Source organism: Edaphobacter modestus, assembly GCF_004217555.1.
Lineage (GTDB): Bacteria > Acidobacteriota > Terriglobia > Terriglobales > Acidobacteriaceae > Edaphobacter > Edaphobacter modestus.
Window position 1 is genome coordinate 999,507 of sequence record NZ_SHKW01000001.1, and the last position, 24,249, is coordinate 1,023,755.

Genomic DNA, 24,249 nt, shown 5'->3' on the forward strand with positions numbered 1-24,249 from the left:
CGAACGAAAACTCTATTGAGCCGGAGTTGCGTGGTGGCGAACGTCGGCTCCGCGAACCCAGAAGATGACGTCTTCCGCAATGTTGGTAGCGTGGTCGCCCACGCGCTCCAGGTTCCGCGCAATGATCAGGGCATTCAACGACTGCGGCGTCAGCTCAGGCTTATCTTTGATCAGCGTACTTAAAGCGTAATAGGCAGCGTCATTCATGTTGTCCACCTGATCATCCATCACGAAGACTGAATCCGCCAGATCCGCATCGCCCTCTATAAAAGCCTGTAGCGCCTTACGTACCATCGCCGAAGCAAGCTCGGCGAGCTTTGGAATATCGACCGGAAGATCGATGTTGGCAAACGCACCCATCTCCCGCACGCGTACCGCAATATTGACCGCCTGATCCCCTACACGCTCCAGATCGGCATTGATTCGAATCACAGAGAGGATGAAGCGAAGGTCGATCGCGGTGGGCTGCTCCATCGCCAGCAGATCGAGAGCCATCTGATCGATCTCACGCTCCAGACGATTGATAGCAGGTTCCGACCGCAGGACGAGTTCGCAGATGCTTAGGTCGCGAGTGCGATAGGCTTCGATGGACCGTTGGATCGCCTGCTCTGCCATTCCCGCCATGACCAGCAGCCGTTCCTTCAGCTCGTCCAGGCTCTGATGAAATTTCACTCGCATCAGCCGAACCTCCCGGTGATGTAATCCTCGGTTCGCTTATCGCGAGGATTGGTGAAAATCTTGTGTGTAGAGTCGAATTCGACCAGTTTTCCGTTCAGGAAGAATCCAGTATTCTCCGCGACACGTGCAGCCTGCTGCATATTGTGCGTCACGATCACAATCGTGTACTGCGTTTTAAGTTGGAAGATAAGGTCTTCGATCTTAGAAGTCGAGACAGGATCCAGTGCAGAGGCCGGCTCATCCATCAACAGCACCTCGGGATCGACTGCAAGCGCGCGAGCGATGCACATGCGCTGCTGCTGGCCTCCGGAGAGCGAGGCTCCGGATTTTTTCTTCAGATCGTCCTTGACCTCTTCCCAGAGAGCGGCCTGCTTGAGCGAGCGTTCCACTGTCTCATCCAGGACACGGCGATTGCGGAAGCCATTCAGCTTGAGGCCGCTGATCACGTTGTCGTAGATCGACATCGTCGGAAATGGATTCGGCCGCTGAAAGACCATGCCGACGCGGCGGCGAATCTCCACCGGAGATGCATCGCGATAGATATCGACATCTCCCATCTTCACAGTACCGGTGGCACGGGCAATAGGGTTGGTCTCGTGCATGCGATTCAGGCAGCGAACGAAGGTAGACTTTCCGCAGCCCGAAGGCCCAATGAGAGCGGTCGCATGGTTGGCCGGAATATGCAGGTTGATGTCCTGCAAGGTGTGCGTCGACCCATACCACGCGTTCAAATCTTCAACTAAGATACCGACTCCCACTAACTTCCTCCCTTGAGCATTCCGCGATTGGCGAAGATGCGGACAAGCGTCACCGAAACCATAATAAGAGCGATAAGCACCAGCGCACCCGCCCATGCCAGCCGGTGCCACTCATCGTATGGGGCGATGGCGTACACAAAGATCTGGAGCGGTAGCGCGGCAATCGGCTGGTTCAGGTTGAAGCTCCAGAACTGATTTCCGAATGCAGTAAACAGCAATGGCGCCGTCTCACCAGCGACCCGCGCAAAGGCCAGCATACAACCGGTGATAATACCCGGCGATGCGGTTCGCAGGCTGATGGAGATCGCCGTCCGCCACTTCGGCACGCCCAAACCCAGGGCCGCCTCTCGAACTGCGTGCGGAACCGTCGCCAGCATCTCTTCCGTCGTGCGGGTCACCGTCGGGATCATCATGATCGCCAGTGCAATGCCTCCGGCGAAAGCCGAATAGTGCTGCTGCGGTTTGACAACCAGCGAGTAGATCGCAATTCCCATCACGATGGACGGAACCCCGTTGAGAACGTCCGCGGTAAAGCGGATCGCGTTCCCCAGGAACCTTCCGCGGCCAAACTCCGAAAGATAAACCCCGGCTGCGATCCCGATCGGAATCCCCATCAGGCTGGCTAGCGCGAGGATGATTCCCGAACCCACAATGGCGTTGGCCATACCGCCGCCTTCTTCGCCCACCGGAGCCGGAATGCGCGTGAAAAAGGCGACGTTGAGCGACGAGGCTCCCTTGTAGACCAGATAGAAGAGGATCGCAGCCAGCGGTGCGAGCACAACAACGGTTGCCAGAATCGCGAGACCACTCACAACATAATCAGCGGCTTGACGTCTCGCCACATTGGCGCGCGAAGGCTTGCGGGGATCTCCGAGCGGCTGAGCCCCGATGGGTTGTGTGCTCATCAGGAGGTCCTCGTAGGTGCGCCGCGCGTAACGGCCCAGACCATCAGGCGGGCGATTGCGTTGACGACGATGGTGACGAGAAAGAGGGCAAGACCGATCTCGATAAGCGCACTGTAGTACAGATCGCCGGTGGCCTCGGAAAACTCATTCGCAACGACGCTGGCCAGCGTATATCCGGGAGCGAATAGACTCTTGCTGACAACCGGATGATTGCCGATCACCATCGTGACCGCCATCGTCTCACCCAAAGCGCGGCCGAGCCCCAGCATCACCGCGCCCACGATTCCGATTCGCGAATTCCGCAGAATGCCGATGCGAATCATCTCCCACCGCGTGGCTCCCAATGCCAGCACTGCTTCGCGCTGGCTGTTGGGAACTGCCGTCATGATGTCGCGTGTCAGCGACGAGATGATGGGCAAGATCATGATCGCGAGAATCATGCTCGCCGTAAGCAGACCCACTCCAAAGTTGGGGCCTTCAAAGAAACCCGTCCAACCCAGCGTCTTTACCAGAAAGGGGCCAAGCCTGTCCCGCATCAGGGGTACCAGCACGAAGACCGCCCACAGGCCATAAACCACGCTGGGAATCGCGGCCAGCAACTCACTGAGGAACGATATCGGAGCTCGCAGCGGACGAGGGCATAGCTCGGTGAGAAAGATGGCCACGCCAAGCGCCAGCGGCACGGCCATTGCCAATGCAAGCAACGAAGTCGCCAGCGTACCGTAGATAAATGGAAGAGCCCCGAAGTCTCCCGAGACCGGATCCCACGCCTCGCGTGTAAAGAACTTCCAGCCGAAGGCGACAAGGCTCAAATGCGAATTACGAATCAAGATCCAGAAGATAAACAGGACAATGACAAAGATGGTGCAGGCGCAGACCAGCATCAGCGTGGCAAAACTTGTATCTGCTATCCGTCCGCTGCCACGCGAGTTTAAAAAGCTACGGATTGCTGAGACCGGTTCCGACGAGGATGACAAGTTGCCTTCCGTCGCGGGAGCCGCAGGAATCGGAGCTCTAACGGGCGATGCGCCGTGTTCTCTTTGAATACTCATGCGACGGGAGAAAAATAATTCCTGCTAAGGACGTTCAGTGTGATTGTATCCGGTAAAACAGGCACGCCGCGCGAATCCCGATAGCAAAACACGCGCGGCGCGATTCCATTATTTGATCTGAGCAACCGTCTTGCGAACCATGTCCTGCACCTGCTTCGGCAACGAGGCATAACTCAAAGCTGAAGCCTCAGGCTCGCCGCGATCGAGCATCCAGTTCAAAAAGTCTTTCAGCGCTTTTGTCTTCGCTGCATCGGTGGAATGGATCGGAACCAGCAGCCACGTGAAGCTGGAGATCGGGTACGAAGCTGCTCCCTGCGCATTGGTGATCGATACGCGATAGTCAGCAGGCATCGATTTCGCTGCAGATGCAGCCGCCGCAGTCACGCCATCGGTCGAGGCCTTTACAAACTTGCCCGATGCGTTCTTCACCGAACCGAACGACATCTTGTTCTGCAACGCGTAGATCAGTTCCACGTAACCGAACGAATTCGGCGACTGGCGGACCATTCCAGCGACGCCCTCATTGCCCTTCTGCCCGATGCCGGTGGGCCATTTGACTGAAGCGTTCCTACCGACTTTGCTCAGCCAGTCAGGGCTGACCTTCGAGAGATAGTCTGTAAAAATAAAGGTCGTTCCGCTTCCTTCAGAGCGGTAGACGGGAAGAATCGCCTTATCCGGCAGGCTTACACCCGGATTATCTTTAGCGATACGGCCGTCATTCCACTTGGTGATCTTGCCGAGATAGATGTCGGCGATCACATCGCCCGAAAAGTTCAAATCTTTATTCACGCCGGGCAGGTTATACACGGGAACCACCGCGCCTAGAACAGTAGGAATGGCCATGACCTTGACCTTCGCCTGCGCGAGTTGCTCGTCGGTCATCGTGACATCCGACGCACCGAAGTCTACGATTCCGTCCGATACCTGGCGAATCCCGCCGCCCGAACCGATGGACTGGTAGTTGATCTTCACCGAAGGATGCTGCTGGTTATACTCGCTGAACCACTTCGAATAGATCGGATACGGAAACGTAGCTCCAGCCCCGTTCAAGTTCTGTGCGCCGGCTCCGATGGCCGCGAAAGCCAACACGCCTGCTGCAATGATGCTCTTTTTCACACTTCCCCCTCGCAAATAATATGCAGGCTGAACCCGCATACCTGCATTTAAGTGTGCGCGGGAATTGTTACGGCAAGGTTACATCGCAGTGAAACGACGAAAACAGGCTAGATAGCCCCACTCGAAGCTCTTGGCAGAGTGAAAATAAAGGTGCTTCCGGTACCAAGCTCGCTCTCCACCCGGATCGTTCCCCCCTGCGTCTCCACGACATGGCGGGCAATCGCCAATCCAAGCCCGGTTCCCCCTGACTCTCGCGACCGAGCTTTGTCCACCCGATAGAACCTCTCAAAGATCCTCGACTGGTGCTCGGAAGCGATTCCCTGACCGAAGTCCTGGACACGGAATTCTACCCCCTCGATCTCAGCCTTCACGCTGACGAGCACCCGGCTCGGCTCTTCCGGGCGTGGCTTCCCATACTTGATTGCATTTTCAATCAGATTGCTTAACACCTGAACGACCGCATCCTGATCCGCATAGACTTCACAGTCCGTCGCCTCCCCTATCCTAAGAACAGCCTCTTCATCCTGCACCATCCCGCTCATCGCCTGAACTGCATCGCGCACGAGCATATCGGCGCGAACCGCGGCCGGATGAAGCTCCTGCTCGGACGACTCAACCCTCGCCATCACCAGAAGATCCTCGGTCAGGCGATTCATACGCGTCGCGTTCTTATGGATCGTCGATAAAAACTCGCGAGCCTGAGGGCTCAGGCTGTCCTCATGGTCCAATAAGGTCTCTACGTATCCTGTAATCGAGGTCAGCGGCGTCCGCAGCTCATGGCTCACATTCGCGACAAACTCGCGCTGGGTCCGTTCCATCTGCTCGATCCGGGTAATGTCGTGGAGCACGGCGACAGCTCCGCCTCCCGGCATTGGCGAGGCAGCCACCTCGAAGATCCGGCCCGGCAAAAGCGAGGTAGACCGCCGCTCGCTCACCACACGTTGCTCCAGGGCAAGCCGCACGCACTCCAGCACTTCAGGGTCGCGAATGGTCTGCACCAGCGCGTGACCTATCCGGACGGAGCTCGAAAACGGCGTCCCCGGAATCAGTTTTTGCATTCGCTGATTCGTCCACTGGATGCGTCCCGCCACATCGACCGCAACGACGGCATCTTGCATGCTGTCGATCATCGCTTCCAGCTCCCGCCTGCTCTCGGCGGCGTTGGTCAGCATCTGTTCAACATGATTGGAAGAGTGCGAAATCGCCTGAGCCAGCCCCTCGAAGTCACTGAACCGCGGAGTCGGAACGACCACAGGACTCGTGCCGATGGCCGCCGCGGCAGTTTCGAAGTTTGCGAGGTCTCGCTGCGGCAGACGCGACGCCAGGACGGCAACGAACACGCCGCATCCCAGGACGACCAGCATTTTAACGAGCCATCCGTCGAGTCCCAGTAAAGCAACGAAGGCCAACGCGACCGTTATGCATAGAAAAAACGAGAAAAACAGACGACGCGTCACGGCTAACCCTCTTTAAGCCGGAATCTGCGCCGTCTTCGGGATTTCAAATCGGTATCCTGCACCGCGCATCGTCTTAAGAAAACGTGGCGTCTCAGCGTCCAGCTCGATCTTCTCCCGAATTCTACGCACATACACGTCGACCGAGCGCGGCGTTACGAATCGCGCATCGCCCCAGACCGCATCAAGCAAGTGGTCACGGCTGAAGACTCGTCCAGGATGCCGAGCAAGATAATCGAGAAGGCGAAACTCCGTCGCCGTCGTCGTCACCAGATCGCCACCGACACGAAGCTGCATCGCGCCGCCATCAATCTCAATATTCTCAAACTTCACCACGGACGGCGTGGTTGGCCGTTCAAACCGACGCAACACGGCCTTCACTCGCGCCACCAGCTCGCGCGTTCCGAAAGGCTTCGTGATGTAGTCGTCTGCCCCTAGATCAAGACCGTGTACCCGATCGCTCTCCGCCGCGCGCGCAGTCAGGAAGATGATCGGCACCACGCTCAACGTAGGATTCTGCCGCAGTCTGCGGCAAAGATCCAGGCCATCTCCACCCGGGACCATGATATCCAGAAGAAATAGAGCGGGGGGTTGACGCTCTGCATCGGGAAGTACCTGTCCTACAGCAAGATAGGGACGGACCGTGAATCCGGAACTTTCCAAGTGATATTGCACCAGCCGAGAGATATCGGCGTCATCTTCCAACAGAAAAATCGTCTGACTCAAAGGGATCGACCTCAACCGAATTACGCGACGTTTCCGTCTACAGCTTAGCGTAATAAGAGTTCCAGAATTGCTAACGTACGGTAAATCCTCGGTGACTGGTTTCGAGGGACCTGCGTACGTATACTGAGAAGGGCGTCTGCTAGACTTTCCCTCTCGTTCCAACAGAACAATGCTCGCCCTTGATGGAATGAATTTTATGGTGCAGAACCCCCACCTCGTTCTCTGTGTCGATGACGAACTGGTCGGACTCAAGGTCCGAAAGATTCTCCTTGAGCGGGCCGGCTACCAGGTCCTCACCGCCCTCGATGGCACAAGCGGACTTCGTCTCTTCGAGACAGAGCCGGTTGAAGCCGTTGTACTCGACTATTCCATGCCCGGAATGCATGGTGGTGAGGTCGCAGGACGTATGCGCCAGATCAAGCCCCAGGTTCCGATTCTTCTTCTCTCTGCGTATATTGGTCTCCCCTCAGAAGTTACCTCTCTGGTCGACCTATACATGACCAAGGGGGAAGGGGCTCCCATTCTGCTGCAAAAGCTTCAGAGCCTGCTGCGACAATCCGTAACGACGCAGTAACCGAGACAGGCCACCGACGACGTGAATCTTACCCAGTTCAATCGAATCCTGCGGCAGGTCTTTTTGCTTCCCGTCATCGCTCTGCTGATCACGGCTGGAGCACTGTACCTGCAGGTACGCGGAGCCAATGAGACCGTTCGGCTCATCCAGAAGGCCGACGCAAACATTGCGCAGGCTGCACAGGTCGCCAAACTCATCGCCGACGAAGAATCCGGCCTGCGTGGCTATGAAGCCACAGGAGATGATCGTTTTCTGGCGGATTTTCGCCAGGCCGAAGCCAACATCCCTGCGGAACTGGACAACCTCTCCTCGGCCGTTCGCCTAGACCCCGTGCAAAGGGACAATCTCCAGGATCTCCTCAACGAATATCAGAACTGGCATGACGCCTTCGCTCTTCCCATCATGGCCACCGTCCGGGCCGGAGGAAAGGCAAACGACGTCGATCTCAATCTCTATGGCAAGACGCTGATGAATAAGGTTCGGGAGGATCTCGGCGCCATTACAAAGCATGCCGAGGGCAGTCGATCCGTTCGCATCCGGGAGTGGCACCGCCAGGTCCTGAACATGGTGGAGGCTCTCATCGCCATCGCCCTTGGAATGGGCGTCCTCATCGGGCTCTTCACTCGCAGCAGGCTCAATGCTGTCTCCTCGGCCTATCGAACCTCCCTTGAGGTCCTCAGCCATCGCGCGGAGGAGATCTTCCAGTCAGAACAGCGTCTGCGCACCACCCTGGCCTCTATCGGAGACGGTGTGATCACCTGTGATTTCGAAGGTCGCATCCAGATGATGAACCCGGTGGCCGCCGAGCTTACGGGCTGGAGCCAGCAAGAAGCCTTCAACTGCCTGCTCGAAGACGTCTTCCGCATCGTCAACGAGAAGACCGGCGCAGTCGTCGAAACTCCGGTCGCCAAAGTCAAGCGCCTTGGTGGCGTTGTGGGCCTGGCCCATGACACTGCACTCATCCGTAAAGATGGAACACGGATTCTCATCGCCGACAGCGGCGCTCCGATCCCCGATCAGACGGGCGAGATCGTTGGCATCGTCCTTGTATTCCGCGATATCACGCTCGAACGCCGTACTCAGGAAACTCTTCTCGCCAACGAAAAGCTTGCCGTAGCCGGACGCCTCGCCGCCACCATCGCGCACGAGATCCATAACCCCCTCGACGCCGTATCGAACCTTCTCTACCTTTTACGAACCGGCGGCACCGAGGAGGAATCTCGGCAGTTCATTGACATGGCCGAAAGCGAGCTGGCTCGGGTTACACAGATCAGCCGCGCGATGCTGGGCCTCTATCGCGAGTCTCGCGCTCCCGTCCCTGTCGATCTCAAGAGCATCCTCGAAGACATTCTTCTTCTCATGGAGCACCGCTTTCACGAGCTCGGCGTCGGAATCCGTACCGATCTCCCCTCTCCGGTCGTCGTCGAAGCTTTTCCCGCGGAGCTCCGCCAGGTCTTTACCAACCTCATCACCAACGCGGCGGAAGCTGCCAGTCCCGGCGGGGAGATCCACGTTTCAGTCACCGGGGCTGGAGGACCTGGAGCCCTCGTGACCATCTCCGATAACGGCGCGGGGATCCCCGAAGTTGTCCGATCGCAGCTCTTCCGGCCCTTTTTCACAACCAAGGGGGAGCACGGGACCGGGCTCGGCCTGTGGGTCAGCCGCGGCATCGTCAGTAAACACGGTGGAAGGATTGAGATCGCCAGCGACACCAGTGCCGGCTCCCACGGCACCGTCGTCACCGTATCCCTGTCAGAAAAACCGGAGATCGCTACTGCAGCAGCTCTGCCGCAGCTTTAGAACGCTCCAAGCTCGGTCGCCACAACTCCCGCAGCTTCCCGGCAGTCTTCACGGCTAACGTCGTAGTGCGTCACAAAGCGGACACGATGCGGCCCGATCGCGCTCGCCAGCACGCCCTTCCGCTTCAACGCCGCGCAAAAGGCTGCCGCATCGGCCTCTCCGCGTAAGTCGAAGATTACGATGTTCGTCTCCACGGCATTCAGGTCGATCTCCGCGCTGGCCTGTTCCGCCACCGCCTCCGCCAGCAACCTCGCATTGGAATGATCGTCCGCAAGCCGCTTTGTCATATCCTTCAAGGCGATCAGGCCTGCCGCCGCAATCACTCCCGCTTGCCGCATTCCTCCACCCAGCGCCTTGCGGAAGATCCTCGCCCGTTCTATCGCCTTTGTCGAGCCCACCAGCATAGATCCCACCGGCGCTCCCAGTCCCTTCGACAGGCAGAACATCACCGTATCGAATCCCTCCGTCAACTCGGCCACGGTCAGATTCAGCGCGGTCGCGGCATTGAACACCCGCGCCCCGTCCAGGTGCACCGGCAGCCCTACTGCCTTCGCTCCACGCCAGATCTCCTTCAGCACTTCCAGCGGAGTAACCGTTCCGCCCGCCATATTGTGGCTATTCTCAAGACACACCAGCCCCGTGGGCTGACGGTAATAGATCTTCGGTCCGATCGCGTGGCGGATCTTTTCCCACGTCAAAATTCCACGCTCCCCTTCGACGGTGCGCGCCTGGCAGCCCGCAAAGGCGGCCATCATGGCCATCTCCCAGTCCAGCACGTGCGACCGCGATTCGCAGATGACCTCCTGCCCATGCTCCGTATGCAGACGGATCGCAATCTGGTTTCCCATCGTTCCCGTCGGGACAAAGATCGCAGCCTCCCTGCCAAAGACGGTTGCGGCCTCCTTCTCCAGCCGGTTCACCGTCGGGTCTTCGCCGTACACGTCATCCCCCACTTCAGCCTCGGCCATAGCCTTTCGCATCGCCTCTGTTGGTCGTGTCACGGTATCGCTGCGCAGATCGATCATGCTCTCTTTCTCTCCTGTCCTTTCACTCATGCTTCTAGGTCGTTGCGGGAGCCAGCAGACGGCTGAAGACCTCATTGGAGGCCAGCCGCCCTCGCGCCGTAAGCCAGACTCGATCGCCATGCCCTGCAAGAAACCCGGCCTCGCGAGCATCGCTCAAACCGGGCATCGTCCCGGCAACCATCGCTCGACCGAACTTCTCACGCAGGGAGCCGAGGTCTACGCCCTCGATCAGCCGGAGTCCAAGGAACAGCGACTCTTCGAAAGCCGCTTCCCTTCCTACCCATTCCGGCTCAGGTCTCTTTTCCTTATCCGCAAAGATAGCCAATGGCCCTTGTGCGGCGTCGCCCACGTAGACATCCAGGTCATCCACATTCTGAAATCGAACAGCGTCTTCCCCAGCTGCCAACATCGAATGCGCGTCGAGCCCGAAGCCGACATAGGGCAAGCGCCTCCAGTACTTCATGTTGTGCCGCGACGTATATCCCTCGCGCGCGAAGTTCGAGATCTCGTACTGCCGCATTCCGTTTCCATTCAGAATCTCGCAGCCAATCTCATACCACGCAGCCGTCTCGTCCTCTTCGGGAACACTCGCAGCGCCATACCTTCCTCCCCCGGAGAGTACTTCGCGTCCTAACCGCGACTCTTCATCAACCTCCAGCATGTATACGCTCGCATGGGTCACACCGCTGGCCAATGTGCGTTCCAGCGATTCTCTCCACGTCGCCTCCGTCTGATGCGGCAACCCGACAATGAGGTCCATGCCGATCTTTGGAACTCCCGCCGCTCGCAGCCGTTCAATCTCCGTCTCGCACATCGCTCCTGTATGCAGCCGGCCCACTGCCTTAGCCTCGTGATCCACGAACGACTGCACGCCCAGGCTGATGCGGTTCGTCCCCTGACGCAGAAGCTCCTCCAGCGTCTTGTCTGCGAGCTGTCCTGGCGCACACTCCAGCGTCACCTCGGCGCCGGCGGCAATCTCGAACCTATCGCGTATCGCCGAAAAGATGCGCTGAAACTGCTCTGCTGACAGCAGGCTCGGTGTCCCGCCTCCGAAGTACAGGGAGTCGGTCACGCTCTCCAACTGCGCTCCCAGGGCTTCCGCCGTTCGCCGCGCCTCGCGTATCTCTTCGCACAGCCGATCCACATAGGCATCCATCCGCGTGGCCCCGAATGCATCCGAAGCAAAGTTGCAGAAGCTGCACTTCGCCTTGCAGAACGGGATGGAAAGGTATAAGCCGACCGCGGGATTCACAGCGAGAATGCCTCGACCTCTATTGTTTCATGCGCGTCATGCAGGCGGGGCAAGAGGTACCGCATCCGCTTCATCCCAGGAGAAACGACCGAAGCTCGTCCCACAAAACACCCGGCACAACCTCAGCCTAGGATCGCCGAACCGGATCTTTATCGGACAATGCGCCGCGGTAAGGAAAGATCACCGAGAACACGGTGCCAGACTCGCCGGGCCTTTTGCTGCTCCGCACACTGATGCTTCCATGGTGTTTCTCGGCGATGCCTGCGCTCACCCAGAGTCCAAGGCCAGTCCCGGTAACCTCTTTCGTCGTAAAGAACGGGTCGTAGATGTGCTGCCTGGTCTCCGCGTCCATTCCGTACCCGTTGTCCGCCAGCGTAATCCGCACTCCACGGCTGCCGTCCCGCCAATCGCGCGCCGTACGAACCCGGATGCGCAGCTTCCCTCCCATCGGCATCGCATCCAGCGCATTCCCAATCAGGTTGGCAAGCAGTTGCCGGATCTCTCCCGCATAACAGATCAGGTGCGGTGCATCGACCTCTTCGCTCTCTACCGCAATGCTCGCCTGAGTGAATCTCCCCCGGTACAGGGATAGGACCGAATGCAGCAGATCCACGATATTGACGGATTCAGGAGAGCTTCTCTGCCTGCGGAACTGCAGCGTCTGGGCTGTGATGTGGGAGACTCGCATCAACTCCTGCTGCGCGGCCTCAATGTTGGCCCTCGTCGCCTCATCCGCCGATTGCGCGGCCAGATACAAAAGATTCGTGACCGCTTCAAGCGGATTATTGATCTCATGCGCGATCGAGGATGCAAGCCTCCCCACAATCGCGAGTTTCTCCGATTCGCGCAATGCGATCTCGGCCATCTTCATCTCTGTGATATCGGTGCACGATCCGATGAAGCCCAGGAACTCCTCCGATGCCCCGAATCTCGGTAAGCCATGATCGAGAACCCAGCGATAGACACCGTCCCTGCGCCGCAGGCGGTATTCCATCTGGAACGGCTCCTGCGTCTCGAAGTGTTCCGCATAAACCTTCAGACAGCGATCGAGATCGTCGGGATGGACGCCGGCCATCCACCCCTTTCCAAACTCCTGCTCCAGGGTGCACCCGCGAAACTCCAGCCATGGCTTATTGAACCAGGTGTACTGAGCATCGGTTCCGGACAGCCAGATCAGGACCGGCGCCGAGTTGGCAATCTGCTGGAAATGCACTTCATCTTCCGGCGCGCGCACGTCCACGCAAACCGGTAGTCCGCCCGTCTTCTCCGAGCTTTCACTCACAAAGGGAATCCTCGAGGCCCAATCTTGCTGAGTCAAAGTATCCTACTCCTCTCCCGATCCACCTCGCGGGCGAACAAGCCTTCCATGCCTCTCGTACCCGTCATGTATCTGACTGTATGCTGCCCTTGCCTGTTTACGCCGCGTCCAACGATTTACACTACTTTCTGGTGGACAAATAACTATGGTCTGGACCCTAGCCCTCGCCCTTCACTTCCTTCAGGAAGACGCCGCCTCCGTTCCTCCGGCCAACACAGCCAGCTCCAGCGCAATTGCCGAGATGATCCACAACAGCGGACCGGTCGCTTTCGCCGTGCTCGTTCTCCTTCTGCTGGCTAGCATCTTCTCCTGGACCATCATGCTCTCCAAATGGTCGGGTCTGGGCCGCGCCGACAAGCAGAGCAAGCGGTTCCTCCGCGCCTTCCGCAAGTCCAGCCGTCTCAGCGAAGTCGCCACTGTCGCCGAACAGTTCCGGCCCAGCCCGCTCGTCTCCGTCTTCAACGAGATCCACGACGAGTACCAGCGTCAGAACGGTGGCCGCGGGCTCCCACGCAACCCCATCGCGCTCGAACGCGCCGCCGCAACCGCGTCCAGCGAATCCCTCACCCTCATGGAGTCGCGCATGACCTGGCTTGCCACGATCGCCGCCATCGCACCCTTCATCGGTCTCTTCGGAACCGTCTGGGGAATCATCGATGCCTTCCACGGACTCGGCACCGCAGGCGCCGCCACTCTCCGCGCCGTAGCCCCCGGAATCTCTGAGGCCCTCATCACCACCGCCGCCGGCCTCGTCGTCGCTGTCCCCGCCGTCATCGGATACAACCAGCTCACCGCTCGCCTCCGTGAACAGGGTGCGCGCATGGACGACTTCGGTCGCGAGCTTCTCAACGCTATCGAGAACGCAGCCATGGTCACGCCGACGCAGCCGCCCCAGCCCCCGACCCCGACCTATGCCGCCGAAGAGCTGCCCCGCAGGAGGGCCTTTTAGCCATGGCATTCAGCGCAAAGGGACGCACCCAGACCGCACTCGCCGAGATCAACATCACGCCGCTCGTCGACGTCGTCCTCGTGCTCCTGCTCATCTTCATGCTCACCGCGCCCGTCCTGCAGTCCGGCATCGACGTCGCCATCCCGAAGACCCGTACCGTCAGCCAGGTCACCGAAGACCGCATGGTCGTCACGATCGACCGCGAGCAGAATGTCTTCCTGCAGGACAAGCCCGTCAACGTCAACGAGCTTCCCGCGCGCCTGCGCACCACCGGCAAAGGTGACCCGGCCAAGCGCGTCATCTATCTTCGCGCCGACGAGCGTGTCCCCTTCGGAGCCTTTGCCTCCGTCATGGACGCAGTCAAGCTGGCCGGCATCACCAACATCAGCATCGTCACTCGACCCATCGAAAATAAGTAGCACCATAAAACCTGACCGAAGAAGACATGGCAGATCTCACCTGGAATCCCGACGAGCAACTTGCAGACGACAACCTGCGCAAAAATTTCGTCGGCTCGCTCGTGCTCCATCTTGCCGTTGCCGCTCTCATCGGTGGACTCGCCTACTTCCACAATCGCGGTCATAACTGGGGAGAAAATGCCTCAACCGCAGGCGCGATCCAGGCCACGATGGTCGCCGCGCTTCCTTTGCCCCCCAAGCAGCGTGAGCTCGACACCGGCGTCCTCACCTCCGAAAATCCCAGTCCTGCGCCCCTCATCGCACCGGAAAAGACCGAGCCTCCGCCCGAGCCCCACGAAGTGACGATTCCGGAGAAGGCGAAGCCGCCCAAGGTCGCCGAGAAGCCCACGCCTGCGCCTCCCAAGCATCCGCAGCCCACGCCGCCCCAGCCCAACAAGGCCGCTACCGGCGAGACTGCGGGCATCCGCATCCCGCAGGCCACCCTCGAGCTCAAAAACGGCACCGCCTCCGCCATGGTGCAGGACCGTGCCTTCGGCAGCCGCTTCGCCTACTACGTCAACATCGTCAACCGCACCGTCGCGCAGAACTGGTACACCCAGGAGGCCGATCCTCGTGCCTCCGTCGGCAAAAGCGTAACTGTCCTGTTTGATATCGACCGCTCCGGAGCTCCATCCAACCCACGCCTCGAGACACGCAGCGGTTCTCCCTCCCTGGACCAGTCGGCCCTGCGTGCCGTGCAGCGAGTCGAAGGCTTCGGTCCCCTTCCCGCCGGAGACCACATCACCGTCGAATACACCTTCCATTACACCCAGCCCTGACGGCATAATCGTCCGTGTCCATCTTTCCCCGAATTGCCTCTTCTCTGCTCGTCCTGAGCCTGTCCGCGGCCGTTCTCCACGCGGAAACTAAAGTGCTCGTGTACACCCGCAACTACACCCCTGACGGCAAGGGCTACGTCCACGACAACATCGCCACCAGCGTCGAAGCCATCAAAAAGATGGGAGCTGAGAGCCACTTCAGCGTTGACTCTTCCGACTCGTCCGACGTATTCACCGATGCCAATCTGCGCCAATACGCCGCCCTCATCTTCGCCAACAGCAATAACGAAGCCTTCACCACCGATGACCAGCGTGCGGCGTTCAAGCGTTACATCCAATCCCACCACAGCTTCGTCGCCATCCATTCGGCCTCAGGCTCAGAGCGAGCGTGGCCCTACTACTGGCAGGTTGTAGGCGGAAAATTTACGGAGCACCCTCGTCTGCAAACCTTCACGATTCACGTAGCCGACCCTGCTTTTCCGGCCACACGAGGTTTGGCAACCGACTTCTCCTGGACCGATGAGTGCTACTTCACCGATCACCTCAGCCCTGGTATCCACCCTTTCCTGACCACCGATCGAACCAAACTCGCTGGCCTCGAAAAGATGCGCACCGAGCCGAACAGCTACCCAAATCCCTTGCCCCTCGCCTGGTTCCAGACCTTCGATAGCAGCCGCGAGGTCTACCTTGCCCTCGGCCACCGCAAAGAGGATTACGAGAATCCGATCCTTTACAACCTCATCCGGCGCAGTATCCTCTGGTCCATCCACAAGAAACAGGGCGACGCTAAACGATAGAAACTCATGGCTGTATAAAGATTGGTTCGCGTTTCGCACATCAAAAATAACCCTGTCCGCCCTCTTTGCGTCTACGATAAAAGAGATGATCTATCGTCAGGCTCGACCTTTGTCACAACTTCTTCTGCGTCCCGCCGGGCTCCTCCTCATAGCCTTCGCTCTGCTCTCCCTCCCCTCGGAGACTTTGCATGCCCAGGACTGGTTTAAGACCGAAACCTCCGCCGGCGTCTCCAACATCCGCATCGCGGTCGCCGACTTCAAACCCGTCGCCGCCGACGCGCAGACCACACCTCTCAAGCAGACCTTCGACACCACACTCTTCAACGATCTGACCAACGCCGGCATCTTCGACGTCGTATCGAAGAGTCTTCTGCCGCAGGCCTCCCCGGGAGCGCCCGGCGAGATCAACCTCGCCCAATGGTCCGTCGCACCCGCCAACGCTGCCATGATCGCCTTCGGAGCCTTCGGAACCTCCGGCGGCCTCATCACCGTCAACGGCTTTCTCTTCGACGCGAAGAACACCCAGTTCCCTCAAGTCCTCTCCAAGCAGTACAACGAAGAGGCCAACGATGAGATGGCCCGCCAGGTCGCCCATCGCTTCGCCGACGAGATCATCTTCCGCCTCGGCGGCGGCGTCCCCGGCATCGCCGAGACCAAGATCTACTACGTCAAGTTTGCCGGCGGAAATAAAGAGATCTGGGCAATGGACTACGACGGCGCCAATCAGCACGAGATCACCCATCTGGGCACCGTCTCCATCTCGCCTCGCGTCGCGCCCGACAACAGCCGCATAGCCTTCTCTTCGCTCGGTCGCGATGGCTTCCAGATCCGCATGTACTCGCTTCTGCTCAACCGAATGGTCAACTTCCCATCCGCCGGCGGAACCAACCTCTCACCCGCATGGTCTCCCAACGGGCACGACATCGCCTTCTCTTCCTCGCGTACCAGCGATCCTGAGATCTATATCACCGACTCCAACGGCGGATCCGTGCGCCGGGTCACCAGCTTCCGCGGACCCGACGTCTCGCCCGTCTTCAACCCCAAGACCGGATCGCAGATCGCATGGGTCAGCGGACGCACCCATCTGCCCCAGCTCTACGTCATGGATGCCGACGGCTCGGCCGTCACGCGCATGACCGACGGCGGTTATGCCACCTCGCCCTCGTGGTCGCCCAATGGCCAGTTCCTCGCCTTCGCCTGGGATCGCAAGTACGGCCCCGGAGCGCCCGGCGGGCAGGACATCTACGTGATGGAGGTCGCCACCAAGCGCTGGATTCAGGTCACCCATGAAATTGGCCGTTGCGACTTCCCCTCGTGGTCTCCCGATGGCCGCCACCTTGTCTTCGCCAACTCACCTGACGGTCGTGCCTCCAGCACACGAATCGTCAGCGTGCTGGCCGACGGCACCGGTCGCCGTAACCTGACCGGCGCAGGAGCCGACATGCCAAACTGGAGCTGGAAGTAGTTATGCAACTCTCCCCTGCGAGAAGTTCCACTCCTCGCAGATAACCTGAAACCTTAGTTCCATCTGGTTGAGAAAAAGAAAGAGCAGGAGAACCCTCCAATGAACGTATCGCCCGCAAATTACCGCAAGGCTCTGGTTATGGCTGCTATTGTGGCCGCCCTTTGCACAGTCACTGGCTGCCATAAGAAAGATAAGGCGGTTAACCCCGCTTCGCTCGGCCCCATGCCGACATCTTCCCCCGCGCCTACTGCCACCCTTACGGCCGATCCAGTTGCCATCGATGTCGGCCAGTCCGTTGTGCTGAACTGGCGTACCACCAACGCCACCTCCGTCACCATCGACGGCATCGGCGAGGTCCCCGTCAACGGCACCCAGACCGTCTCGCCCTCTACCTCGACCGATTTCCATCTCACCGCCAAGGGTGACGGTGGCACCGCCGACTCGAACGTCCGCGTAACCGTCCGAGTTCCCCAGGCGCCCTCCGCGCCCTCCGACAGTGGCGACATGGGCTCCGAGGCGGCATTCCACCAGAACGTCAAAGACATCTTCTTTGACTACGACAGCTACGATCTCCGCCCCGACGCACAGGGCTCGTCGCAGACCGCTGCCTCCTACCTCAACTCGCACCCCGCCATCAAGATCGTCATCGGCGGTTACTGCGACGAGCGCGGATCGGCTGAGTACAATCTGGCTCTCGGCGAAAACCGCGCCAATGCAGCCAAGACCGCGCTGGTCAACGCCGGCGTAGCCGCATCGCGCGTCCGCGTCATCAGCTACGGCAAAGAGAAGCAGTTCTGCACCGAGCAGAACGAGAGCTGCTGGCAGCAGAATCGCCGGGCCCAGTTCTCGCTCGATCGCTAATCAAGGCAAGGTCGCACAACCTACGGCCCTCGCGTCTGCCGCTCGCTTTCAGGCAGCGCGAGGGTCTAAATCATCGGCACGCTGAAACAAAGAAATACGAGGCACAAAAGCCGCCATGAACATCCCTATCCCCATCTTCAGACGTTCGGTCTCGATGGCCTGCGCCGTCCTCGGGGCGTCCCTTCTCCTTCCAACCGCTCCTGCCTTCGCCGTAAGCAAGGAGATCGTGCAGCTTCAGACCCAGGTCCAGCAGCTTCAGGACGCCATAGCCCGTCTCCAGCAGTCCAATGACGAGCGTATGGGCGTCATGAAGGATCTCGTCCAGCAGAGCGCGGACTCGGTCAACCGCATGTCCGTCAACATCGACGGTCTGCAGAAGCAGCTCCAAACCCGCCAGCAGGCGCAGGACTCGAAGCTTGACCAGGTCTCTGGCCAGATCCAGTCGCTCAATGATTCCCTCGATGAGGTAAAGGCCCGGTTCGCCCGCCTTGAAAAGCTCACCCAGGACATCCAGAGCCAGCAGCAGCAGATGAACTCGAACATGCCTCCCGCGACCGGCGGAATCCCCGCTGACAACGCCGCCCCGCCTGCCAATACGCCGCCGCCCGTCACGAGCCCCGCGCCGGTTCGCAGGGGAAAGCCCTCAGCCGGCACGCCCCTGTCAGAGGCGGCGCCGGCACCCGAGTCTCCCACCGCAACCGCCGCACCAGCCGCACCGCCAGTTGACGATCTCTACAAGACCGCCCTCGGCGATTACATGGGAGCAAAATATCAGCTCGCCTCTTCTGAGTTTGCCGACGTAGTCAAGTCCTATCCCGACCATCCCCTGGCCGGAAATGCCTCCTTCTACCAGGGCGAGATCGCCTATCGCGCCAGCCGCTACCAGGACGCCATCAAGGAATACGACCGCGTCATCGAGCAGTACGCCGACAGCAACAAGGTTCCCGTCTCCCACCTCCATAAGGGCCAGGCATTGATCGCCCTTAAGCAGAACGACGCCGGCATTCGAGAGCTTCGCGCCCTCATCCAGCGTTTTCCAAACTCTCCCGAAGCCATGCAGGCCCGCAGCAAGCTGAGCGGCATGGGTGTCACCGTCGTCCCCAAGCGTTAGATCTACTCTCGCAACACCCTTCCCCTTTTATCTTCTGCAATACCAAACCTTTCCCAGCCTATTCCGGTTCCAGCACTCCTGCTGATCCCCGCTGCCTATGCACTCTAGCAGTTGGCGGCCCACGGTTTGCAGGCCTCCCCATGGTTTGCATGGACCTGTAGACATGTAGACAGGCTGTCTACGGGCGTTACCCTGCCCGTAGCTGACAAAATGCTCCTTGTAGTCAGGCTGTTCACTAGGAGGGGAAGTATGAAGAAGGAAGAAAGAGAGGAAGACGGAAAAACTGAAGCTGCCAAAGTGAGGTCTCATCCCCGTGATGTCATTCCGACCAGTACGGTGCCACCCCATGAGGCATCATCCCGATCAGTGCGGTGTAACCCCGTGAGATGTCCTCCCCACCAGTGCGATGCCACGCCATGAGGTCTCATCCCGATCAGTGCGATATCACCCCCATGAGGTGTCATCCCGACCGGAGCGAAGCGGAGTGGAGGGATCTGCGTTCCTCCTCCCACAGATAAACACCATTCGTTTTCTCCTCCAACCGCCAAAACATCTTCCAAAACCGTCATTCTGAGCGAAGCGAAGAATCTAAGTATTTTTTGCGGAATGCCTGCCGAGTGCAAAACCAGAAAAACCTGTCAAGGCCATATCGCCCCTAAATGCCGATGATTCAGGAACATAAAATTGCCGATCAGTTTCGCCCCTGCTGTTAGCCTTAAAACATAAAGCAAGAAGAAAAAGACTTCCAGAACCATACCGCAGACTCAGACCTGTACCGAAGTACCAGGCTAAGTCTAATCTTTGGAAGATTTTGCAACATATCAGTATGGGGGAGGGTCAGTTCCGTATGCCTGCCATCACCCTCTCGACGTCACTTCGCTGAGTCTCGGTCAGCGGCAGCAGCGGAAGCCGAGGACGGCCGCCGAAGTATCCGTTCAGATCGCAGCCGAAGCGAACTCCCGGCACGCCCAGCTCCAACTCGACCTTCGCGATCGCCGGCGCAATCCGTGCCTGCTTCTCTTCGGCCAGAGGCTGGTCCTCATCCTTCCAGGCTGCATAAACCTCATAGCACGCCTGAGGAGCCGAAGCCGCAAACCCCGGCATGGCCCCCACAGCCCCGGAACGCAAGCCTGCGAGCATCCCAGCCGAGCTGGCGCAGACAACCTGGAAGCTGACCGTCTTCGACCGAGTCTTGATCGCAGGCTTAGGAGGAGCCGTCGCCAACGCCGCGCCGCCACCCAGGCTCTCAGCCGAAACAAACGTCGCCCCGCCGGCGGCCTCCTTCACCGCCAGCATGCGCCCGGTGACCGCGGCAAAGACCGTCGTCACCGTAACGTCCCGCCGGACCGAGGAGGTCCGCTCGCGTATCCTCTCGATCCGTCCGCCGGAAGCATCCTCATCCGCCAATCCAATCACGCCCGGATGCGCCGCAAGCTCGGCGATTGTCTCAACCGAAAGCGGAGCGGACGCGACGGAGTACAGGATCACCGGCACAGGCGAGCGATCGGCGATCGCCTGAAAGAAGGTCAGGGTCTCGCGATGCTGCTCCTCCCTCAGAAACGCCGGACGGTTCACCAGAATCGCATCGTATCCAACAGTCGCGGCGAACTCCGCCAGTTCCAGCGTTCCCGCCACGCTTCCGCGTGAGACGCCCGCAATCATCACCTTGGTCTCGCCAGCAGCACCCATCGCGGTCTGGAGCGCCTCGCGCCTCTCAGCGTCCGAGAGCATCGCCGCCTCGCCGGTCTCACTGAGAACGACCAGACCGGCCGCCGGTGTCCTCGAGTAGCGGTCCACATTGTGCTCGATCTTACGAAGATTCAGCCGGCCATCGGGATAGAAGGGTGTGGTCAGCGGAAGATGAAGGCCTTCAAGTAGCACTGATATAGTCCTTTCTCAACCGGCCAGCGTGCAGTTCCTGCAGACTGAAGACACTCAGCGTTCCGCGCTGCAAAGCCGAGATTCCCTCCGCAGCAGCGCGCGCTGCGGCCAGAGTGGTGATCGTAGGAATTCGAGCCTGCACCGCCGCTCGACGAATTGCCTTCTCGTCGAAGAACGTGTCCTGCCCGCGTGGAGTGTTGACGATCAACTGAATCCGATCGCCTTTGATCAGGTCCACAACGTTGGGCCTGCCCTCTTTGACCTTATAAACACGCTCTGGCTGCAGCCCGGCAGCCTCAAGCACTTCCGCGGTTCCATGCGTAGCCACAAGGTGGAAGCCCATCTCGACGAACTGCCGAGCGAGTGGCACTGCTCCTTTCTTGTCGTGATCATTCACGCTAAGAAAGACTGTTCCCTTCATTGGAAGCTGCTGTCCTGCGGCGATCTGAGCCTTGGCAAACGCTTCGCCGAAGTTGTCCGCAACTCCCATGACCTCACCGGTCGAACGCATCTCCGGTCCCAGCACCGGATCGACGCCCTGGAACTTGCCCCATGGAAAGACAGGAGATTTGACGAAGAAGTGCGAACCTGTTCCAAGGTCCTTTCCAGACACGACCTGCTCCGGCAGAAGCTGCTTGAGCTTTTGCCCTACCATGATCCGCGAAGCAATCTTCGCCAGCGGAATTCCAGTCGCCTTGGAGACATACGGAACCGTGCGCGACGCCCGAGGATTCACCTCGATCACGAAGACCGTGCCGCGCTGGATCGCAAACTGAATATTGACGAGACCGCGAACCTCGAGCGACATGGCAAGTTTGCGTGTGTAATCGCGAATCGTATTCAGAACTTCGGGAGCAATATCGACGGCTGGAAGCACGCAGGAAGAATCTCCGGAGTGAATGCCGGCCTCTTCGATGTGCTCCATGATGCCTGCAATTACCACGTCATCGCCATCGCATAGAGCATCGACATCGACCTCGGTCGCGTCCTCAAGGAAATGATCGATCAGCACCGGACGTTCCTGCGAGTATTCGATTGCAGTCGTCATGTAGCGGACCACTGCGGCATCGTCATACGCGATGACCATCGCCCGTCCGCCCAGAACGTAGGAGGGGCGCACCAGCACGGGGTAGCCTACACGATTTGCACCTGCAACCGCCTCTTCCACGTTGGTCGCCATCGCGCCCTGCGGCTGCGGAATCTCCAACTCTTCAATCAGCTTGCCGAAGCGCTTGCGATCCTCTGCCAGGTCGATGGATTCCGGCGACGTTCCGATGATCGGCACACCCGCCTTCTTGAGCGGAAGCGACAGGTTCAACGGCGTCTGCCCTCCGAACTGTACGATCATTCCGATCTCGGCACCGGACGATGCCTCATGTTCATAGACTGCAAGCACGTCCTCAAGCGTCAACGGCTCGAAGTAGAGCCGGTCGCTGGTATCGTAGTCGGTCGAGACAGTCTCCGGGTTGCAGTTGACCATGATGGTCTCGTAGCCGTCTTCGCGCAGAGCGAACGCGGCGTGGCAGCAACAGTAATCGAACTCGATTCCCTGCCCGATTCGATTTGGCCCGCTGCCAAGAATGAGAATCTTCTTCTTCGACGTCGGCGCAGCCTCGTCCTCCTCGTCGTAGCAGCTGTAGAGATAAGGCGTAAAGCTTTCGAACTCCGCGGCACAGGTATCGACGAGCTTATAGACCGGCTGGACGCCGAGTTTCTTGCGCAACGCACGTACCTTCGCAGTGCCTTCCGCGCCAGTCAAGCCCCAGACGGCAGCAAGCCGTTCGTCCGAGATACCCATTCGCTTGGCGGTGCGAAGCTGATCGGCTGTTACTTCATCGATGCCGACTCCCCCGATGGCCCTGATCTCATCGGTGATCTGCTTGATCTGATGCAGGAACCAGGGGTCCATCGTTGTCGCGCGCGCGACCTCGCGGATGGTCATACCCTTCTCGAAGGCGTAGCGGATGTAAGCGAGGCGCTCGGGATGCGGAGTAACCAGACGCTGCGTCAAGCGGCGCGGCTCGATGTCGTCGGCCGAGGCTTTTTTGCCGGTTTCGAGCGAACGCACAGCCTTCATCATCGCTTCCTTGAAGGTGCGTCCAATCGCCATCACTTCGCCGACCGATTTCATCTGCGGCCCCAGAGTCTCGTCGGCGCCAGGGAATTTTTCAAACTGCCATTTTGGAATCTTCACCACGACGTAGTCGATGGTGGGCTCGAAGCAGGCAGGCGTTGCCTTGGTGATGTCGTTCTGGATCTCATCGAGTGTGTACCCGACGGCGAGCCGTGCCGCGATCTTCGCAATTGGAAAGCCGGTAGCCTTCGAGGCCAGAGCGCTGGAACGTGAGACGCGCGGGTTCATCTCGATTACAGTCATGCGACCCGTGATCGGGTTGACGGCGAACTGCACATTGCTTCCGCCGGTCTCCACACCGATCTCGCGAATCACGCGGATCGCCGCGTCACGCATCACCTGATACTCGCGGTCGGTCAGGGTCTGCGCGGGTGCAACCGTAATCGAGTCACCGGTATGAACTCCCATCGGATCGAAGTTTTCGATCGAGCAGATGATGATGACGTTGTCCTTGAGGTCGCGCACCACCTCAAGCTCGTACTCCTTCCATCCAAGCACGCTTTCCTCAATCAGGCACTCGTGCACTGGGCTGAGGTCGAGACCGCGCGAGAGGATCTCGGTCATCTCTTCGCGGTTGTAGGCGATACCTCCGCCGGAGCCGCCGAGCGTGAAACTCGGACGGATAACAGCGGGAAAACCGATCTTTGCAGCGAACTCGAGTCCTGCGCTCACGGTGTTTACAAGCTGCGACTTCGGCATATCGAGGCCGATCTTATTCATCGCATCCTTGAACAGGAGACGATCCTCGGCTTTCTTGATTGCCTCAAGCTTCGCGCCGATCAACTCGACGCCGTACTTCTCGAGAAAGCCCGAGTCGGCGAGGTCGACTGCAAGATTCAGGGCCGTCTGTCCGCCAACGGTGGGAAGCACGGCGAACTTCCCCGAGCCTGCCGACATCATCTCCACTTCAATTCGGATGATCTCTTCAAGATAGGCGACGTTGAGCGGCTCGATGTACGTGCGGTCGGCGACCTCGGGATCGGTCATGATCGAGGCCGGATTCGAGTTGATCAGGACAACTTCATAACCTTCGGCCTTGAGCGCCTTGCACGCCTGTGTGCCGGAGTAGTCGAACTCCGCCGACTGGCCAATCACGATCGGCCCGGAGCCGATCACAAGGATCTTCGCGATGTCATTTCTGCGTGGCATCTCTACG

Annotated in this window: 21 protein-coding genes; 9 read left to right on the forward strand and 12 right to left on the reverse strand. The window is 59.3% G+C overall.

All coding sequences use genetic code 11. The features are described from left to right. Window positions 1–12: 12 nt before the first annotated feature. The 7 genes from phoU to BDD14_RS04190 all read right to left on the reverse strand — a co-directional run bounded on the left by phoU (window position 13) and on the right by BDD14_RS04190 (window position 6,689). Window positions 13–678: a phosphate signaling complex protein PhoU gene (phoU, locus tag BDD14_RS04160; protein ID WP_130417691.1), complete on the reverse strand. Its 666-nt coding sequence runs from the start codon at window positions 676–678 to the stop codon at window positions 13–15. After that, the gene (gene pstB / locus BDD14_RS04165) at window positions 678–1,436 is read right to left on the reverse strand and encodes a phosphate ABC transporter ATP-binding protein PstB (protein WP_130417692.1); all 759 of its coding nucleotides are present in this window, start codon (window positions 1,434–1,436) and stop codon (window positions 678–680) included. The genes phoU and pstB overlap by 1 nt, the downstream gene beginning before the upstream one ends. Then, a complete protein-coding gene (gene pstA / locus BDD14_RS04170; protein ID WP_130417693.1) occupies window positions 1,436–2,341 on the reverse strand; it encodes a phosphate ABC transporter permease PstA in 906 nt (301 codons plus the stop codon). Before pstA ends, pstB begins: the two co-directional genes overlap by 1 nt. Continuing rightward, window positions 2,341–3,393: a phosphate ABC transporter permease subunit PstC gene (pstC, locus tag BDD14_RS04175; protein WP_130417694.1), complete on the reverse strand. Its 1,053-nt coding sequence runs from the start codon at window positions 3,391–3,393 to the stop codon at window positions 2,341–2,343. The genes pstA and pstC overlap by 1 nt, the downstream gene beginning before the upstream one ends. 108 nt (window positions 3,394–3,501) lie before the next feature. Beyond that, the gene (gene pstS, locus BDD14_RS04180; protein WP_207231687.1) at window positions 3,502–4,509 is read right to left on the reverse strand and encodes a phosphate ABC transporter substrate-binding protein PstS; all 1,008 of its coding nucleotides are present in this window, start codon (window positions 4,507–4,509) and stop codon (window positions 3,502–3,504) included. A 107-nt stretch (window positions 4,510–4,616) separates the two neighbouring features. Beyond that, window positions 4,617–5,966 carry a sensor histidine kinase gene (locus BDD14_RS04185; protein ID WP_130417696.1) on the reverse strand — a complete coding sequence of 450 codons (1,350 nt, stop codon included), beginning with the start codon at window positions 5,964–5,966 and terminating at the stop codon, window positions 4,617–4,619. 12 nt (window positions 5,967–5,978) lie between these two features. Further along, window positions 5,979–6,689: a winged helix-turn-helix domain-containing protein gene (locus tag BDD14_RS04190; protein WP_130417697.1), complete on the reverse strand. Its 711-nt coding sequence runs from the start codon at window positions 6,687–6,689 to the stop codon at window positions 5,979–5,981. A 196-nt stretch (window positions 6,690–6,885) separates the two neighbouring features. On the opposite strand from BDD14_RS04190, the gene BDD14_RS04195 reads away from it, so the two are divergent. Beyond that, window positions 6,886–7,263 (forward strand): response regulator transcription factor, encoded by a 378-nt coding sequence (locus tag BDD14_RS04195; RefSeq protein ID WP_130417698.1) that lies wholly within the window; start codon window positions 6,886–6,888, stop codon window positions 7,261–7,263. A 21-nt stretch (window positions 7,264–7,284) separates the two neighbouring features. Beyond that, a complete protein-coding gene (locus BDD14_RS04200; protein ID WP_130417699.1) occupies window positions 7,285–9,063 on the forward strand; it encodes an ATP-binding protein in 1,779 nt (592 codons plus the stop codon). Here the strand turns inward: BDD14_RS04200 and BDD14_RS04205 are convergent. From BDD14_RS04205 to BDD14_RS04215, 3 genes are all read right to left on the reverse strand, one after another. Then, window positions 9,060–10,088, reverse strand: coding sequence for a threonine aldolase family protein (locus tag BDD14_RS04205; RefSeq protein ID WP_130422697.1), 1,029 nt, complete (start codon window positions 10,086–10,088; stop codon window positions 9,060–9,062). The two genes, BDD14_RS04200 and BDD14_RS04205, sit on opposite strands and share 4 nt — an antisense overlap. A gap of 34 nt (window positions 10,089–10,122) precedes the next feature. Continuing rightward, window positions 10,123–11,340, reverse strand: coding sequence for a radical SAM family heme chaperone HemW (hemW, locus tag BDD14_RS04210; protein ID WP_130417700.1), 1,218 nt, complete (start codon window positions 11,338–11,340; stop codon window positions 10,123–10,125). 127 nt (window positions 11,341–11,467) lie between these two features. Further along, window positions 11,468–12,622 carry a two-component system sensor histidine kinase NtrB gene (locus BDD14_RS04215; protein WP_165419922.1) on the reverse strand — a complete coding sequence of 385 codons (1,155 nt, stop codon included), beginning with the start codon at window positions 12,620–12,622 and terminating at the stop codon, window positions 11,468–11,470. Window positions 12,623–12,803: 181 nt separating this feature from the next. Between BDD14_RS04215 and BDD14_RS04220 the strand changes: the two genes are divergently transcribed. From BDD14_RS04220 to BDD14_RS04250, 7 genes are all read left to right on the forward strand, one after another. Then, window positions 12,804–13,607, forward strand: a complete 804-nt coding sequence (locus tag BDD14_RS04220) for a MotA/TolQ/ExbB proton channel family protein (RefSeq protein ID WP_130417702.1) — start codon at window positions 12,804–12,806, stop codon at window positions 13,605–13,607. Between the two features lie 2 nt (window positions 13,608–13,609). Continuing rightward, window positions 13,610–14,026 (forward strand): ExbD/TolR family protein, encoded by a 417-nt coding sequence (locus tag BDD14_RS04225; protein WP_130417703.1) that lies wholly within the window; start codon window positions 13,610–13,612, stop codon window positions 14,024–14,026. Between the two features lie 26 nt (window positions 14,027–14,052). Continuing rightward, the gene (tolA, locus tag BDD14_RS04230) at window positions 14,053–14,844 is read left to right on the forward strand and encodes a cell envelope integrity protein TolA (RefSeq protein ID WP_130417704.1); all 792 of its coding nucleotides are present in this window, start codon (window positions 14,053–14,055) and stop codon (window positions 14,842–14,844) included. 92 nt (window positions 14,845–14,936) lie between these two features. Next, window positions 14,937–15,641 carry a ThuA domain-containing protein gene (locus BDD14_RS04235; RefSeq protein WP_165419923.1) on the forward strand — a complete coding sequence of 235 codons (705 nt, stop codon included), beginning with the start codon at window positions 14,937–14,939 and terminating at the stop codon, window positions 15,639–15,641. A gap of 109 nt (window positions 15,642–15,750) precedes the next feature. Beyond that, on the forward strand, window positions 15,751–17,106 hold the full coding sequence (locus BDD14_RS04240; protein WP_242617728.1) for a translocation protein TolB: 1,356 nt from the start codon (window positions 15,751–15,753) through the stop codon (window positions 17,104–17,106). A gap of 99 nt (window positions 17,107–17,205) precedes the next feature. Next, window positions 17,206–17,967, forward strand: a complete 762-nt coding sequence (locus BDD14_RS04245; protein ID WP_130417707.1) for an OmpA family protein — start codon at window positions 17,206–17,208, stop codon at window positions 17,965–17,967. A gap of 115 nt (window positions 17,968–18,082) precedes the next feature. Beyond that, window positions 18,083–19,078 (forward strand): tetratricopeptide repeat protein, encoded by a 996-nt coding sequence (locus BDD14_RS04250; protein WP_242617729.1) that lies wholly within the window; start codon window positions 18,083–18,085, stop codon window positions 19,076–19,078. A gap of 837 nt (window positions 19,079–19,915) precedes the next feature. Here the strand turns inward: BDD14_RS04250 and BDD14_RS04255 are convergent. Further along, window positions 19,916–20,959: a dihydrodipicolinate synthase family protein gene (locus BDD14_RS04255; protein ID WP_130417708.1), complete on the reverse strand. Its 1,044-nt coding sequence runs from the start codon at window positions 20,957–20,959 to the stop codon at window positions 19,916–19,918. Further along, on the reverse strand, window positions 20,949–24,242 hold the full coding sequence (gene carB / locus BDD14_RS04260) for a carbamoyl-phosphate synthase large subunit (protein WP_130417709.1): 3,294 nt from the start codon (window positions 24,240–24,242) through the stop codon (window positions 20,949–20,951). Before carB ends, BDD14_RS04255 begins: the two co-directional genes overlap by 11 nt. Window positions 24,243–24,249 lie beyond the last annotated feature (7 nt).